Origin of the sequence: Nostoc sp. NZL (assembly GCF_015714705.1) — a bacterium.
Taxonomy (GTDB): domain Bacteria; phylum Cyanobacteriota; class Cyanobacteriia; order Cyanobacteriales; family Nostocaceae; genus Nostoc; species Nostoc foliaceum_A.
Window position 1 is genome coordinate 83,845 of record NZ_WBKL01000148.1, and the last position, 17,287, is coordinate 101,131.

General features: G+C 40.5%; 9 protein-coding genes and 1 pseudogene. 7 read left to right on the top strand and 3 right to left on the bottom strand.

All coding sequences use genetic code 11. From position 1 onward, the window contains the following. Nucleotides 1-56: 56 nt before the first annotated feature. Nucleotides 57-923 (bottom strand): TauD/TfdA family dioxygenase, encoded by an 867-nt coding sequence (locus F8R90_RS20885; protein ID WP_196512275.1) that lies wholly within the window; start codon nt 921-923, stop codon nt 57-59. A 26-nt stretch (nt 924-949) separates the two neighbouring features. Continuing rightward, a complete protein-coding gene (locus F8R90_RS20890; RefSeq protein ID WP_196512276.1) occupies nt 950-6,286 on the bottom strand; it encodes a non-ribosomal peptide synthetase in 5,337 nt (1,778 codons plus the stop codon). Between the two features lie 635 nt (nt 6,287-6,921). On the opposite strand from F8R90_RS20890, the gene F8R90_RS20895 reads away from it, so the two are divergent. The 5 genes from F8R90_RS20895 to F8R90_RS20915 all read left to right on the top strand — a co-directional run bounded on the left by F8R90_RS20895 (nt 6,922) and on the right by F8R90_RS20915 (nt 14,861). Then, nucleotides 6,922-9,681 carry a TonB-dependent siderophore receptor gene (locus tag F8R90_RS20895; protein WP_196512277.1) on the top strand — a complete coding sequence of 920 codons (2,760 nt, stop codon included), beginning with the start codon at nt 6,922-6,924 and terminating at the stop codon, nt 9,679-9,681. A 41-nt stretch (nt 9,682-9,722) separates the two neighbouring features. Continuing rightward, the gene (locus tag F8R90_RS20900) at nt 9,723-10,673 is read left to right on the top strand and encodes an iron-siderophore ABC transporter substrate-binding protein (protein ID WP_196512278.1); all 951 of its coding nucleotides are present in this window, start codon (nt 9,723-9,725) and stop codon (nt 10,671-10,673) included. Between the two features lie 11 nt (nt 10,674-10,684). Beyond that, nucleotides 10,685-11,077, top strand: coding sequence for a DUF1636 domain-containing protein (locus F8R90_RS20905; RefSeq protein WP_196512279.1), 393 nt, complete (start codon nt 10,685-10,687; stop codon nt 11,075-11,077). A gap of 128 nt (nt 11,078-11,205) precedes the next feature. Next, on the top strand, nt 11,206-12,966 hold the full coding sequence (locus F8R90_RS20910; protein WP_196512280.1) for an ABC transporter ATP-binding protein: 1,761 nt from the start codon (nt 11,206-11,208) through the stop codon (nt 12,964-12,966). 44 nt (nt 12,967-13,010) lie between these two features. After that, entirely contained in the window at nt 13,011-14,861 is a 1,851-nt protein-coding gene (locus F8R90_RS20915) for an ATP-binding cassette domain-containing protein (protein WP_196512281.1), read from the top strand. A 100-nt stretch (nt 14,862-14,961) separates the two neighbouring features. Here F8R90_RS20915 and F8R90_RS20920 read toward each other — a convergent pair. After that, nucleotides 14,962-15,317: pseudogene (locus F8R90_RS20920) on the bottom strand (winged helix-turn-helix domain-containing protein); the annotation flags it as partial. Nucleotides 15,318-15,323: 6 nt separating this feature from the next. On the opposite strand from F8R90_RS20920, the gene F8R90_RS20925 reads away from it, so the two are divergent. Both F8R90_RS20925 and F8R90_RS20930 read left to right on the top strand, forming a co-directional pair. After that, on the top strand, nt 15,324-16,406 hold the full coding sequence (locus F8R90_RS20925; RefSeq protein ID WP_196512282.1) for a glycosyl transferase: 1,083 nt from the start codon (nt 15,324-15,326) through the stop codon (nt 16,404-16,406). Nucleotides 16,407-16,625: 219 nt separating this feature from the next. Next, the gene (locus F8R90_RS20930; RefSeq protein ID WP_196512283.1) at nt 16,626-17,039 is read left to right on the top strand and encodes a secondary thiamine-phosphate synthase enzyme YjbQ; all 414 of its coding nucleotides are present in this window, start codon (nt 16,626-16,628) and stop codon (nt 17,037-17,039) included. Nucleotides 17,040-17,287 lie beyond the last annotated feature (248 nt).

Below are 17,287 nucleotides of genomic sequence, written 5' to 3' on the forward strand. Positions count from 1 at the left end.
TAACCTTAGCGAAATTATACTAATTTCTACTGCGTCACTTTGAAGATTCACATTGTTTATTTCAGATAACTTAGTAAAGAAAAAATTCGTCTATTGGTATCAGCAAAAGACCTACGTCCGTGTAAAAATCTTGAATTATCAATCATCACTAAATCACCGACTTGCCACGGTATTATCCCAGTCAACCTGTTCATGACTTCGTTAACTTGGTTAATAGCTATCAGAGGAATCGGTGAACCGTCTTCAAAAGTTACTGCTCCTCTAGGATTTTTATACTCGGCAATTAGGCTATTAGCAAATGCATTCTGATTACCATATTTTGTTTTTACCACAGCCGAGCAACAATATTCAATAGAAACAGATTGGTCAGAATTGATTTGATAATTTAAACCTTCAATATTATTCAAAGTTCTCTTGACATCAGCTATGGTTGCACCCGTTCCGAGAAAACGCTTCCAGTCAGTAACCGGAAATTTTTGCAAAAATCTAATTTTACGAGAAATAAATAATTGTCTTAATTCTTCACTTAGATTCTGCCATACTTGAACACCATCCCAAAATAAAGTTTCACCTCCTTGGGATGCAGGCACAGCACAACAAAACCATACTAAATCAGGACGAAAAGGAGAATTAGCATTTTCACAATGAGGACTTACATAGTGCATTCCTGGGTCTACTAACGTCACAAATTTATTACTTGAATCAATGATAGGTCTATCTTTGTCCAGAACAAATCTAGAACTGAACTTTTCGGCAAAGTCTTTCATCTGTGTATGGTTGATATTAAACCCTCGAAAGAGCAAAATACCAAACGACCGAAATGTTTCTAAAGTATTTTGAACTGGAAGTTGCAAAATACTTTGATGATTTTCATTTTGAATTATTTTGGCAATAGTATTACCAGATAGCTCAGTTTTTATCATATATTTTCAACGGCTAAATTCTTCTTCTACTGAATTTTTCTTCTCGTCTGCTTCGTCAACAATGCTCTTTGTTTTTGCACGCGATCGCGTATTTGATCAAAATTATCCTGAACTTCTAGATTTTGATTTAAATACTCCGCCAAAGAGTTAATAGTTGGGTTTTGAAACAACTCAACAACTGATAATTCCCGCTTGAAAATATTCCGTAGTTTATTATTCACCTGAATTATCAGTAATGAATGTCCACCAAGGTCAAAGAAATTATCATTTACACCGACTTTCTCTAAGTGTAATACTTCTTGCCAAACTTGGGCAATAGTTTTTTCTACATGAGATTGAGGAGCGTGATAAGTAGTAGCTAATTGTGGTCGCAGTTCCTCTGGAACAGGTAAGGCACGACGGTCTACTTTTCCATTAGGTGTAAGTGGGAATTCATTTAATAGTATATAGGCAGAAGGCACCATATATTCAGGTAACTTATCCTTAAGAAAATCCCGTAATTCATTGATAGAAATTTCAATGTTTTTATGGGGAATTACATAAGCGACTAAGCGGCGTTCATTTGGGATGTCTTCCCTAACTAAAACCATCGTCTCTCGTACTTGGGGATGTTGGGACAATACCGCTTCAATTTCTCCCAGTTCAATGCGGAAACCACGAATTTTAACTTGGTGGTCAATTCTCCCCAAATATTCGATATTTCCATCGCGGCGATAGCGTGCTAAATCTCCTGTTTTATATAGGCGTTTTCCTAGTTCTAAGGAACTGGAAATAAACTTTTCGTTTGTTAACTCTGGTTGATGCAAATAGCCTCGCGCTAATCCTACACCTCCAATGTGTAATTCGCCCGGAACACCAACAGGAACAGGTTGTAGATATCTATCTAGTATATATATTTGTGTATTGGCAATAGGACGACCGATAGGAACAATTCTCTCATTGCTATGCAGTTGACAAGCCCAGAAAGTTACATCAATACTAGCTTCAGTTGGCCCGTAAAGATTGTGCAGTTCTGCATCCAGACGAGCAAAGAATAATTGCTGAAGCTCAAAAGGAAGCGCTTCACCACTACAAATCACCCGCTTGATTATGTTGTTACATCTATTCAAAGATGGTTCTTCTAAGAAGATTTGCAGCATTGAGGGGACAAAGTGGAGTGTGGTGATTTGCTGCTGGGCAATCAATTCTACAAGATAAGCAGTATCTTGATGTCCTCTTGGTTTAGCAACAACTAACCGCGCACCTGTAAACAAGGGCCAGAAAAATTCCCAAACAGAAACATCAAAGCTAAATGGTGTTTTTTGTAGAACTCTGTCGGTTGCTGTTAACGGGTAAGCATCTTGCATCCAAAGCAAGCGGTTGCATAAACCAAGGTGAGTGTTCATCACTCCCTTGGGCTTTCCTGTAGAACCGGAGGTATAAATTACGTAAGCTAGGTTTTCTGAATTAACTTTACTGACTGGGTTTTCTTGAGTTTGCTGATTAATGAGTGTCTGAGTATTGGCATCTAAACAAACAACTTGGGCTTGGTTTGGCGGCAATTCTTGAGTTAGATGTTGTTGCACTAGTAGCACTGGTACTTGTGCATCTGTCAACATTAAAGCTAAACGTTCTTTAGGATAGCTAGGATCTAGTGGTAGGTATGCACCTCCGGCTTTCAAAATGGCTAGTAGTCCGATCGCCATTTCTAGTGAGCGTTCCATGCAGATACCAACAATTACCTCTGGTTTGACACCTAGCTTTTGCAAATAATGCGCTAACTGATTTGCTCGATTGTTTAACTCGCGGTAGGTTATTTCTTGGTTTTCAAAGACTACTGCTATAGCATCTGGTGTTTGTTCTACCTGCTGCTCAAATAGCTGATGAATACAGAGGTCAAGTGGATAGTTTATCTGGGTATTATTCCAATCAACTATTAACTGCTGTTTTTCAGTTGCCGTTAACAAAGGCATCTCTACAATACAAGAGTCGAGATTGGCAGTTATACCTTCCAACAAAGTTTGAAAATGCCCCAGCATCCGAGTCATAGTATCTGCGTTAAACAGATCAGTGTTGTACTCTAGGGTTGTCAGCAATCCTTGCTCTCTATCTTCGATAAACAAAGTCAAATCAAACTTTGCCGTCCCACTATAACCCTCTTCAGTGGTTATGGATATATCTGATAATTTTGGGGTCGGTAGAGGCATATTCTGGAGGACGAACATTACCTGAAATAGTGGGTTGTAACTCAGGTCTCGTGTCGGTTGTAGTGCCTCGACTAACTTCTCGAATGGCATGTCTTGGTGAACATAGCCAGCTAAGGCTGTTGACTTAACCCGTGTTAATAATTCTCTATAACTGGGTTCGCCAGAAAGGTCGGTACGCAGTACCAAAACATTGATAAATAATCCCATTAATGAATCAATTTCACTGCGGTTGCGGCTGGCAATTGGCGAACCCACGAGGATGTCTGTTTGGCCTGTGTACCGATAAAGTAAGATTTTGAAGGCTGTCAGCAAGGTCATAAACAAAGTTACGCCTTCTTGATGACTCAGCTTCTTGAGCGCGGTAGTCAGGGTTTGAGGCAGAATTAATTTAGCTTGAGCGCCTTTGAAGGTTTGAATTGGCGATGTCTGACGACAAGAAGCAAAGCTTCTACGCGGTCGGTCTGTTGGTAAATTCAATATAGGCAGTTCACCACCTAATTGCTGTTGCCAATATGTCAGTAGGGGTTGCATACGCTCATGTAACCACTGTCGCTGCCAAGATACAAAATCTAAATACTGGATGGGTAGTTCAGGCAGTGGTGAAGGTTTGCCATGAGAAAATGCCTCATACAATTCTGCCAATTCTCGGATGAGAATTCCCATAGACCAACCATCAGCAATAATGTGATGTAGGTTGAGGAGCAGTTTATATTCTTGGGAACCTAAGCGCAGAAGTTTAGCACACAAGAGTAGTTGACAAGACAAGTCGAACAGCTGTTGTGCGAATTCTGTGGCTATAGGTTGCCAGTCGTGTGAGGTTACATCCTCAACTGGCAAAGTTAACTTTACTGCTGTATTGATGACCTGAACTGGTTTGCCTTCATCTAAGATAAAGTTTGTCCGCAATACTTCGTGGCGACGGATAATTTCGTTCAGGCTTTGGGTTAGTGCTGCAACATTGACGTGTCCCGTTAAGCTAATAACAACAGGGATGTTATATGCAGGAGTATTAGGCGCTAACTGATTAATAAACCATAGTTGTTGTTGAGCCAAAGATAGAGGATGAGCAGATGTAGTTCTATGTATTTGAGTTATCGATACTGATGAGGTGGAAGTTGTTGTCAGGTGAGATAAGATTTTTGTAGAGAGCGATCGCGTACTCAAGTTTTCAAAGAAGTCTGCTACAGATATCTCAACTTCTAAGTCAGCCTCAATTCGGTTTTTTAACTCAAAAACTCTTAAAGAATCTAATCCCAAACTGCTTAACGGCTGTGTTGGGTTGACTTCATCGGGTGCTATTGTCAACACCCGCGCCACTTGCTCTATAAGATACGACTCTAATAATGGCTGAGACTCGCGGGGGGAAAGTGCCAAGAGTTCAGCACGTTGCAACCGATTTTCTTTTCCTGCAACCTCGACACTTTGGAGAATGCTACTGCCAATTACATCCAGCTTACCTGCCAGAAAATCTGCTTTCGTAGCACGGCGCTGAATCTTACCACTGGAGGTTTTGGGAATTGTACCGCCTTTAATTAGGACTACGCCATAGACTTGGACTTCATGTTCTTCAGTCACCGCCTGACGAATAGCTGCGGTTACTTCATCAATATTTGGTTTGGCGCGAAACTCCAACTCCTGAACTACAACGAGCTGTTCTTCATCACCAACTTCTACAGAAAAGGCTGCACTACTACCAGAACGTAACGATGAATGACTGCATTCTGTAGTTAGTTCTATATCCTGTGGGTAAATATTTCGACCGCGAATAATAATTAAATCTTTGGCTCTACCTGTAACAAAGAGTTCTCCATTGTCCAAAAAGCCTAAGTCGCCAGTACGTAGAAATGGCCCCTCTTGCGTATCTTTTAAATAGGCGTGGAAGGTTTGCTCTGTTTCCTCTGGACGATTCCAATAACCTTGACCAATACTTGGCCCTGATACCCAAATTTCCCCGACTTCATCTGCTTGGCAACGAGTCAAAGTCTCTGGATGAGCAATGATAATTTGCTGTTGCGGAATGCTTTGACCACAACTAACAAAGCTTTGGCTATCTTCAGTCTCTGCAATAGCTTCGATTACCTGATTTTTGGATAAGGCAGATTTTTCAACAGGTTTAACACGAGGTAAAACTGTTTTAATACTGCCGGAAACCATCAGGGTTGTCTCTGCCATGCCGTAACAGGGGTAAAAAGCTTCCTTACGAAAGCCACACTCAGCAAAAGTTTCTGCAAACCGTTCTAGAGTATCTTGTCGAATAGGTTCCGCACCGTTAAAAGCTACACTCCAACTGCTCAGATCAAGAGATGAGCGTTGTTCTGGGGTAATCTTTTGAATACACAGTTCATAGGCAAAATTAGGCCCGCCACTTGTGGTGCCTTTGTATCTAGAAATAGCCTGCAACCAGCGATAAGGACGTTGTAAAAAAGATGTTGGGGGCATTAAGATGCAAGGAAATCCACCATATAAAGGTTGCAATATCCCACCAATGAGTCCCATATCGTGGTACGTGGGTAGCCACGAAACAAATTTGCTGGTGGGAGAATGTTCCATGATTTGGTAAGTCGTGGCAGCATTGTGTAGCAAGTTGCCATGACCAAGCATTACGCCTTTAGGTGTGCCAGTAGAACCCGATGTATATTGTAGAAAAGCTAAAGTATTAATATTGATTAAAGGTTCTTGCCAAGAATTTTCTATACCTGGCGTTAAGTTATCTGTTGTTAGCCACTGAAGATTTCCGCAGTTGGTCTTATCTGCAAGTAGGGATTGGATTGTGGGGAGCAGAACTGTTGTAGTTAGAGCAGTTTTCGCTTGTGCATCAGCCACAATCGCTTCTATTCTCGGTGCTTTGCGCTGATTGCGCGGTGGGTAAGCCGGTATAGCTACTACGCCGGCATACAAACAACCAAAAAAAGCGACCAGATAATCTAATCCTGGTGGATACAGCAGTAAAGCACGTTCTCCACTTAATCCTAGTGCTTGTAGTTGTGCTGCGATCGCGCGAGAACACCTATCTAAATCTTGATAAGTCAGTGTTCTTTCTAGCGTTTCTCCATCTTGGAGGAATGTGAAAGCAACTATGTCTGGCTGGTGTATTGCTCTGTAACGTAGTAGATCAACAATCGTAGAACAGCTAAGGGAAACCTCTCCTACGCATAATTCATTAAAAGGTCGAGCCATTATACTTTTAAAACCCTGAAGCACACTAAAAATTTTTGATGGCGCCTAATAGCGCAAGGCGGAATTCTGTTAGACCGCACTCAGTTGCCAGATTGCCGTTGTCGTAAATGCGGATAAATCGCTAGGCTTTCCTGCAAATTTCAATGTAGTTTATTGCAAGTTATTTTCAATTAACTATCTCACCTTAATGCAATTTAGCCGAATTTACAATCCCAAAATAATAAATAGTATTTATCATTACACCAAAAATCTAATTAGTTTACTTTTTAATTAAATTTTTATATCTTTAGATAGATGACAAGTTTTTTTATGATTAATTCATCATCTGTGTATAACAACAACTACCTTCTCATATGGCTACTAAATAATCTAGAACCCTTGCTGGGATTTGATCTTCCGCTAAAAAATGCACATTCATGGCTCATCATGATCAATGATTAGGGGAACAGAGATTTTTGGGATACTTGCCCAAAGCCAGGTATTTATGATAAGTATTTTTAATAAAGTTGATTTTGATTAGGAAATATTTGCATTTAGCTAATGACTATTAGTTAAAAAAATATGCAAATTTATTGCAAGAGATGACAGTGTTGTTGCAAACAACATGACGTTTGCTATTGGGTGTGAGACAAAAAATGAAATTAGAGCAATTACTGCAAAGCCTGTTACTTACAAGCTCAGTTGTCGTATTAGCAACAACTCCAGCTAATAGCGAGGAGATACCAACTCAACAAGTGCAGCGCCACAGCAGATCAACTGGTGCGGGTACGAGTTCTTCCACTCCAGTACAGTTAGTTAAACTAAACACAGAGATTCCACAATTGAGTGAGATCAAACCTCCACTCATCAGTGCCGATAAGTTAGTGCAATCGCCAACGCCAGGTGAAGCAGGTTCTCAAAATGTTGTGGAAGTTACGGGAGTTAAGATTAATCCCATCGACAACAAACTGGAAATTATTCTAGAGACTCCGAGAGGAGAACAGTTGCAAGTAACACAAAAGGAGCAAGGCAATACATATATTGCTGACATTCCTTCATCGCAACTGCGCTTACCATCAGGAGGCAATACGTTCCGGCAAGAAAACCCCGTTGCAGGGATCACTGAAGTCACAGTAACGAACATTGATGCCAACAGTATCAGGGTGACAGTAATCGGTGAAGCGGGTGTACCAGTAGTAGAGCTATTTGATAGTGATGAGGGTCTAATTTTTGGTCTGACATCGGTTGCATCTTCAGCCCAAACTCCCCAGACTCCAGAGGTTCCACAGCAAACACCACAGACTTCTCAGACTCCAGAAGTACAACCAACACCACAGCCAGAAACCCAAACCGAACCGAGTGAAGCAGCAGCCGAGACAGAAGAACCGATAGAACTGGTAGTGACAGGTGAACAAGATGGATATAAAGTACCAAATGCTTCAAGTGCTACAAGAACCGATACTCCCATTCGAGACACTCCTGCATCAATTCAGGTAATTCCTCAACAGGTCTTAAAAGATCAGCAGGTGCTACGACTCCCCGAAGCTTTGCGTAACATTAGTGGTTACTCCGAAGAAGGTGGTTTTGGTGATACTAGAGAACAATTTAGCCTGCGAGGCTTTTCGGTTTCAGGTTTGTCAGACAGTCAGATATTTCAAGATGGTTTTAGAGTATTTAACCAGCAAGGTTTAATAGAAACTGCCAATCTTGAGCGAATTGAAATTCTCAAAGGCCCAGCTTCAATTCTGTTTGGTAGTCTAGAACCAGGCGGTATAGTTAATTTGGTGACAAAAAGACCTTTAGCGGAGCCTTATTATGGAGCTGAATTATCTATAGGCAGTGATGGATTCGTTCGTCCAACTCTTGATGTTTCAGGTCCACTAAATACAGATAAAACTGCACTTTATAGACTAAATACAGTTTATGAAACTGGAAGAAGGTGGAGGGGAAATTTTGATACTGATATCAGTCGATTCTTTATTGCACCTGTAGTGGATTTCAAGCTTGGCGATCGCACTGAGGTAACATTAGATTTAGACTATCTCAACGACGAGCGTCCTTTTGATCGGGGACTAATAGAGGTTAATGGCGGTGTAGCGGATATTCCCCGCGATCGCTTAGTCTTAAGTACCCCCAAAGATTTCCTCCGCCAAGAAAATCTTTCTACTGGCTATCGACTATCACACCAATTTAATGATGATTGGACTATTCGCAATGCCTTTCGTTATTCAAAAACAGATTACCTAGACTATCGAGCTGAAGCTAGAAGCTTAGATGATGAGACAGGTGAGCTTTCGGGCCGTTATTTCTTCTCTCGAGAAACTTATGAAGAAAGCTATGGACTACAAACAGATGTTGTCGGCAAATTTACAACAGGCTCAGTCAAGCATACTCTCGTATTTGGGGTTGATTTAACCAGAAATACATCTGATGGTAATGTCCGTAGAAGTGAAAACGGATTTATCCCATCAATCAATATTTTCAATCCAGTTTATCCAGATATTACTCGCCCCAATCGTTTAGAACTGAATTTAGCCCAAGATTATACAATCCGCACAGACCGACTTGGTATTTTCTTACAAGACCAAATTGCATTTACGGATAATCTGAAAATTTTAATTGGAGGCCGTTTCGATAGTGTAGACTTTCGCTATGATGACCCTGTTAGTGAATTTTTAGCAGAGCAGAGTCAGCAAGCGTTTAGTCCTCGTGTTGGTATTGTTTATCAACCAATTGAGCCAATTTCCCTTTATGCTAACTTCACCCAATCATTTAACCCCAACTACTTTGACATAACGGCCGATGGTTCACCGTTGGAACCAAGCCGCGCCACACAATATGAAGTTGGGATCAAAGGTGAGTTATTTGACGGTAGACTTGCAGCCACTCTTGCTGCTTACCAAATCACCAAGACTAACATTCCTACGACTGATCCTGATAATGAAGACTTTTCTGTTGCCATTGGTGAAGCTAGAAGTCGAGGGATTGAGTTAGATATTACAGGCGAAATTCTTCCAGGCTGGAAAATTATTGCTTCCTATGGTTACACAGATGCAATTATTACGGAAGATCAAAATATTGCGTCAGGGACTCGTCTTGCCAATGTTCCTAGAAACGCAGCTAGTCTTTGGACTAACTATGAGTTTCAACAAGGTTCTTTAGAAGGACTTGGTTTTGGATTTGGGATCTTTTATGTTGATCAAAAGTTTGGAGATGATACGAGTGACCCTTATTTTATTCCGAGTTATATCCGCACGGATGCGGCAATTTATTATCGACGCAATAACTGGCGAACTGGCATTAATATCAAGAACCTGTTTGATGTGACCTATTTTGAATCTGGTGCTAACGTTGGTAACTCCATTGAAGTAGGTGCGCCGTTAACAGTTATCGGGACATTGGCAGTGGAGTTTTAGATTGTCTCATACTTCAAGTTGAACCAAATCAACTTTTCTCAATGTATAAAATTCGTCGTGTGATAGGGTTATTATTTGGGTTGACGTTTCTGGCGATCGCTCTATTTTCTGTTGACGCTGGCAATTTATCTCAAAATTTGACTAAATCTCGTAATTTACAACCTCCGGAGTGCAGAATAGTCAAGCACCTCATGGGTGAAACCTGCGTTCCTATTAACCCACAACGGATAGTAGTACTAGACAATCTCAGCTTAGAAATCGCCCTTGTTTTGGGATTTAAACCCGTAGGTGCTGCTGCTTGGTTGGGAAATTTTCCCCCTTATTTACAGAAAAAAACTCAAGGAGTGGGAAGCATTGGTGATGCTGACCAACCCAACTTGGAAAAGATTCTGATGCTTAAGCCAGACATGATTCTTTTTGCCTCCCATGCCGCAGCCCAAGAAACCTTATACAATCAACTGTCCCAAATTGCACCGACAGTTGGCTACCGATGGTATGACGGCGTTTATCGTTGGCAGGAATGCTTTCAATCGTTCGCTGAAGCATTGGGTAAATCATCTGAGGCCGATATTGTCATAAATAATTATCAGCAAAGGGTAACAAAGTTAAGACAGGCATTAGGCGATCGCCTTTACACAACAGAGGTTTCCCTGGTGAGGATTTACCCAGATAGAATCCGCCTTCGAGGGGAAGGGCAACATCTATGTAGTAGAGTAATTCAGGATTTGGGCTTACCTCGTCCTCCTGCTCAAAAAAAGGGGATGGATATCTCGCTTGAGAGCATTAACTATGCAGACGGGGATGTGATCTTTCTGCAACAGCACGCACAAGCAAATAACTATCAACACATTACTAATCATCCCTTGTGGCGAAAACTGAATGCAGTTAAGTCGGGCAAAGTTTATGAGGTAGGTGATGATTATTGGCATGGTGGTAGCTACATCGCTGCCAATCTAATTCTTGATGATCTGTTTAAATATTTAGCAGAGTAACAGTAATAGTTATGCCTAAACACACTCTATTCGTTTGTAAATCTTGCCATATGTCTGATGAGGAACCATTAGACAATCAACATAAAGATGGTATACGTTTATTAGCGCAACTCAACACTTTATCTAGGGAAAAATGTCCATCATCACAACTGGATATTAAGCCTGTAGGATGTATGTGGGCTTGTGATCATGGCTGTGTTGCGGCTATTTCTAGCCCGAAAAAACCTACCTATCTCATCGTTGATCTTCGACCTGATGAAAGTGCTCCAGCATTACTGGAACTTATGGAACTGTACATCAGTAATAGCAAAGGAGGGATTCCTTATGAAAAAATCCGGGAACTGTTGCAACCTGATACTTTTGTGCAAATTCCTCCTATATTAATTGATGAAAATGCCGAATGATTATTACTAAAAATTATGCAATACAATTACATATCACCTCATACATTGCATTATGGCAGTTACCGCAATTCCTTTACCTTATTCTTAAGCCAGTCTCCAAAATACTGCTTGCTGATAGCTAAAGCTTTATGAAAATTGGACTACAGCAATACTGGAACTTACTTGTAGACTATCTCAATCCCCAAAAAGGAAGAGTTGCCAAATTTGCGATCGCTCTCCTCGCCAGCATCGGACTACAATTAGTCAACCCCCAAATTCTCCGTTATTTCATTGATACAGCCGTAGCTGGTGGTTCTGGACAGAGTTTATTCTTCGCCGCCTTACTATTTACTGGTGTAGCTTTAATTACTCAACTGATCACAATCGCTGCAACCTATTATGGCGAAAACGTTGCTTGGAGAGCCACCAACGCCTTACGTGCTGACTTAGTTGAGCATTGCTTGCAACTAGACTTATCCTTTCATAAATTCTCTACACCCGGTGAATTACTAGAGAGAGTAGACGGTGATGTTCACACTCTGTCGCAATTCTTCTCCAAATTTACCGTTTACATCTTGGGTAATTTGCTGTTGATGTCGGGTGTGATTGTAGTTCTATTTGCCGAAGATTGGCGTGCTGGTTTAGCGATCGCATTTTTTACTCTAACAGCATTATCTACTTTAATTCGTCTACGTTCTATTGCCGTTCCCCATTGGAGAAGTTATCGCCAAATTAGTGCTGATTTTTTTGGTTTCGTCGGTGAACAAATAGCCGGGATGGAAGATGTGCGGGCGAATGGAGCCAAAAGCTATGTTATGCACCGCTTCCACAAAATTTTGCAAGGCTGGTTACCTATCTTTCACAAAGCACGTTTTGCTAGTACTATTCTTTGGGGTACAACTAACGGTATCTTTACTTTAGGAACTGCGATCGCCTTAAGCGTTGGTGCCTACCTTTGGAGTCAAAATATTATTACCATTGGTACAGTATATCTACTGTACTATTACACCAATTTACTTAGTGAACCGATTGAGCAAATTCGCGACCAATTTGAAGACCTCCAACAAGCAGAAGCCAGTATTTATCGCATTCAAGATTTACTCAAAGTTAAATCTAAACTCACTAGAGAAGGCGAACAGCAACTTCCTCAAGGCGCACTTTCCGTAACTTTTGAGAACGTCTCATTTGGCTACAATGATCGAGAATTAGAGACTGGGGATTTGGTTCTGCAAGATATATCTTTTAATCTACCTGCTGGTCATTTACTGGGTTTACTAGGACGTACAGGTAGCGGTAAGTCTTCCCTGGCGCGGTTATTACTTAGGTTATATGATCCTCAATCAGGCTCAATTCGCTTGGGAGGAGTGCCCATTAACCAAACTCCTTTAACAGATTTACCTCAAAAAGTGGGATTAGTCACTCAAGATGTCCAATTGTTTCAAACTACAGTCCGTAATAATCTCACCTTTTTTAACCAGAATATCAGTGATGAACGCATATATGAAATCTTAGAAATCTTGGGATTGTCAGAATGGCTGCACTCATTACCCAAAGGCTTAGAAACAAATTTGGGGCCAGATAGTAGCGGCTTATCTGCGGGACAGGCCCAGTTACTCGCATTTACGAGAGTATTTCTCAAAGACCCTGGTTTAGTAATTCTAGACGAAGCCTCTTCTCGCCTCGATCCCATGACAGAAAAACTGATTGAAAAGGCTGTAGACAAGTTATTAGCTGGGCGTACAGGGATTATTATTGCTCATCGTTTAGCGACTGTAGAAAGAACAAATCAAATTTTAATTTTAGAACAGGGTCAAGTTATTGAATATGGCCAACGAGAAAAATTAATTAAAAATCCTCACTCACATTTCACAAAATTATTACAAACTGGTTTGACCGATTTATTAAACTAATACTCTTCTCTTTGTAAATTACGAATTACGAATTATAAAATATCATGGTGTCAATAAAAAAGCTCAGAGGTTGGGAATTATTATGGCAACTGATTTGGTACAAACCAAAATTATACACAATTGACTCCTGCTTCTGGATTTTAATTATGGGGTTGCCTGCCCTACCTGGATTAATTATCCGGGAATTCTTCAACAGCTTGACTAACAAGGCGCAATTCGGATTATCACCTTTGACTTTAATTGCATTATTACTAGCTCTGAATTCGGGACACATCGCGCTGATATTTGCGGGGCGTGTTACCAAAACTCAGCACCGTTTCATTATGCGGTCATTACTGCGACATAATTTGTTAGATCGCCTTTTTAAAAATCCTACAGCACGGCCAATGGTTGTTAGTAAAGAGGCTGAAAAAACTGTATCTCAGGGTGAAATAATTAGCTACTTCCGTGATGATGCTGAACAAGTAGAAGAAAATGTGGCATTGATATCAGAACTTTTAGGACAAGGTATATTTTCTGTTATTTCTTTAGTAATTTTATTAAGTATCAATGTCCAAATGACATTGTTTGTGTTTCTGCCAGTGGTGGGGATGGTAGTGATTGTTCAACGAGCAGAAACTCGTATTAAACAGTATAGAACAGCCAGCCGCGAAGCAACCGAAAAGGTGACAGGAATTTTAGGCGAAATATTTGGCTCAGTACAAGCGATTAAAGTAGCTGGAGCAGAAGAAAATGTGCTGGATTACTTTCGCACCCTCAATGATAAACGCCGCCATACGATGATTAAGGATAGCCTATTCAATGCTATTCTGAATTCTCTATTTCAAAATATGGTGAGTCTGGGGACAGGGATAATTCTGCTGTTGGCTTCCCAATTAATGCAGAGTGGTGTTGGTAAGTTGACAGTGGGTGACTTTGCTTTGTTTGTGTATAATCTTTCGTTTGTAACTAGCTTTTTTAATTTTCTCGGCGGCTTTATGGCTTTGTATAAGCACACAGAAGTTTCTTTTGAACGTATGGCTAGTTTACTGTCTGATGTATCAGTAGATACTTTGGTAGCTCCTAATCAACTTTATCTTAATGACCTGAATGGTCGCAAAAAACTCTTGCCCTCAGTAGAACAACCGTTGACGAATAAAAGCGATGCCTACGGCGAGCAAAGCGATAAGCTTGAGGGCATGGCTAGCGCTTACCGCCTGCAATCATTAAAAGTATCTAATTTAACTTATATTTATCCTGGTACTAACCAAGGAATTACAGATATTAGCTTTGAGATGCAGCGTGGTAGTTTGACTGTGATTACTGGTCAGATTGGTTCTGGCAAAACTACATTGCTGCGGCTATTGTTAGGATTATTACCTATGCAAAGTGGATGTATTTACTGGAATGGGCATCTTATTGAAGACCCCGCCAGTTTCTTTGTTCCACCTCGCAGTGCTTATACTCCCCAAATTCCTCAATTGTTTAGCTACACCCTGCGAGAAAATATTTTGTTGGGCTTGTCTAAAGATGATGAAGATATCGCTACAGCTTTAAACATGGCTGTGTTTGAGCAAGATTTAGCAACTATGAATGAAAGTCTAGAAACTTTAGTTGGTTCTAAAGGTGTGCGGCTTTCTGGTGGACAAATACAGCGTGTAGCAGCCGCACGGATGTTTGTGCGTCAACCGGAATTGTTGGTGTTTGATGACCTTTCTAGCGCTTTGGATGTAGAGACAGAATTGGCTTTATGGTCGCAAATATTCTTTAACAGCACAGAACCAGAGCAAAATAATTGGACACCGACCTGTCTTGTGGTTTCTCATCGGCCTTCAGTCTTGCGCCGCGCCGATCAGATTATTGTGATGAAAGCAGGGAGAGTGGAAGCGCAAGGGAAGTTAGATGAAATTCAGTAGACCGAAAACTTTTGCGATGCCATTAGCGGGCGTAATCGCTCTCCAATACAAGATTTAGCTTTCCTGTTTCGATTTCGTAGCGGTGGTTTGCCAACAATCACTGAATCTCTTTTTTTCTGCAACAGCGTCTGCATCGGCTTTCGGATTTAGCTTTGTTGTTTTCTTCCAACTGATGTCAGCTGCATCGAACAAGTCATAGTAACTTTGTTTTGACTCATAAACCACGTCGTATTCAAAAGCTAACTTATACTCTAGTTCTCCAAGCTCCCAACAGTCCTTGGTTTGCAACCATCTCAATACTTCTTCTCGTTGTTCGCTACTCAAGTAGCTTTTCTTTTCTTTGTGGTTTAACCGTAGTCCATCAACTCCATTCTGTTCATAGGCTTGTTTCCAACCTGTTATCGAGCCTAAAGACACATCTAAAATAGTTTGGACTTCTTCGTACAAGTAATCTTGGTTAAAATGGAACGCCCAATCTTATACTTAGCCATCACTAACCACGGCTTTGGACATACTACCCGCATGGCTTCTGTAGCTGCGACAATTCAAAAATTATGTCCAGAAGTTCTGCTAATTATGGTGACTACAGCCCCGCGCTGGTTGCTAGAGTGCTACATAGAAGGCGATTTTATCTATCGTCCCCGTGCATTTGATTTGGGTGTAGTGCAAACCGATAGTTTGACAATGGATAAAGTAGCGACTTTAGAAAAGTTGCTAGATATTAAGAAACAACAAAATTCGCTCATTGCTTCAGAAGTAAATTTTATCCGCCAAAATCGCGTTAATCTGATTTTGGCAGATATTCCCTTCCTTGCTCCTGGGTTTGCCAAAGGTGCAAATATTCCCTGCTGGATGATGAGTAACTTTGGCTGGGACTTTATCTACCGAGATTGGGGAGGTGAATTTACCGCAGTTGCAGATTGGATTAGTGATTGGTATTCAAAGTGCGATCGCTTATTTCGTCTTCCCTTCCACGAACCGATGCAGGCTTTTCACAATATCACAGATGTTGGCTTAACAGGCGGTTCCCCCCGTTATCCTGCTGATGATTTACGTTCTCTTTGGGGAATAACTGCACCAGTGGAAAAAACTATTTTGTTGACCTTTGGCGGCTTGGGTTTACAGCAAATTCCCTATGATAACCTGCGGCGGTTTCCAGATTGGCAATTTATCGTCTTAGATCAATCTGCCCCTAATTTACCTAATTTAGTGAAAATTAATGACCGCAAATACCGCCCTGTAGATTTTATGCCTATTTCTGGGCGAGTTGTTTCTAAACCTGGTTACAGTACTTTTGCTGAAGCCACACTATTAGGAGTACCCATTGTTACCATGCTACGTGAGGACTTTGCTGAAGCAACATTTCTAATAGAAGGCATAACAAATTATAACCAGCATCAAATCATCACCCCATCTGAGTTTTTTCAAGGGACTTGGGATTTTCTACGTGAGTTACCTCAATCGCCAAAGCAATCTGAACCAATTACTAAGGATGGTAATGAAGCGATCGCTCATTCTATTATCAACTATTTTCACAGTAATTAAACTTTACTGAATTTACAAGATCGAATAAACTGCTAGCTTTCCTATAAGGAGATTATAGCCGTTTTCAATTATGTAAAATACAGTAGGGGCGCACATCTGTGCCCTTTAAGCGCGTATTGCATACAAACGATAACAGCTATAAACTTTAGTGATATGGTGGGAAAATCATCCAAACTAAAAAATTAACGGTTATTAGTCAATAATCAATCAAATTTACAGATGACTCACTACCAAAAGTTACTAAAAATTTCCACCACTGGTAAATCTTTTTACAATATCACTGCGAAAATTGAAGCTACAGTTGCAGAATCAGGAGTTGAAACTGGTCTTTGTACTTTATTTTTACGCCACACTTCAGCCAGTTTAGTCATCCAAGAAAATGCCGATCCCGATGTACTTGTGGATTTAGCTAACTTTATGGCAAAACTCGTCCCAGAATCGGGAAAATACATCCATGATGCAGAAGGCCCCGATGATATGCCAGCACACATTCGTACTGCACTCACCCAAACTTCTGAACATATTCCCATTAATCGTGGTCATCTGGTACTGGGAACTTGGCAGGGAATTTATATTTGGGAACACCGCCAGCGCAGTCATTTAAGAGAATTGGTTGTTCACATTTCTGGATAGCTGATTCTCAAGTTTTATTTAAGGTGGAGTTTTATAGAGTTTAAATACTCTAGTTATCCTGCCTAGCCTTTGGGTATAATCTCATAAACTCGCGGTGATATGCATTAAAGAAATTTCGCCGTGATAGCTTTTTATTGAAAATTGATGATGCAAAATTAATCAGAATATAGACTAAAAATTTATGTAAATTTGTAAATTTAATAGTTAAGTTTATTTGTAATTATTTAATGTTCTAATTATTTTAATAT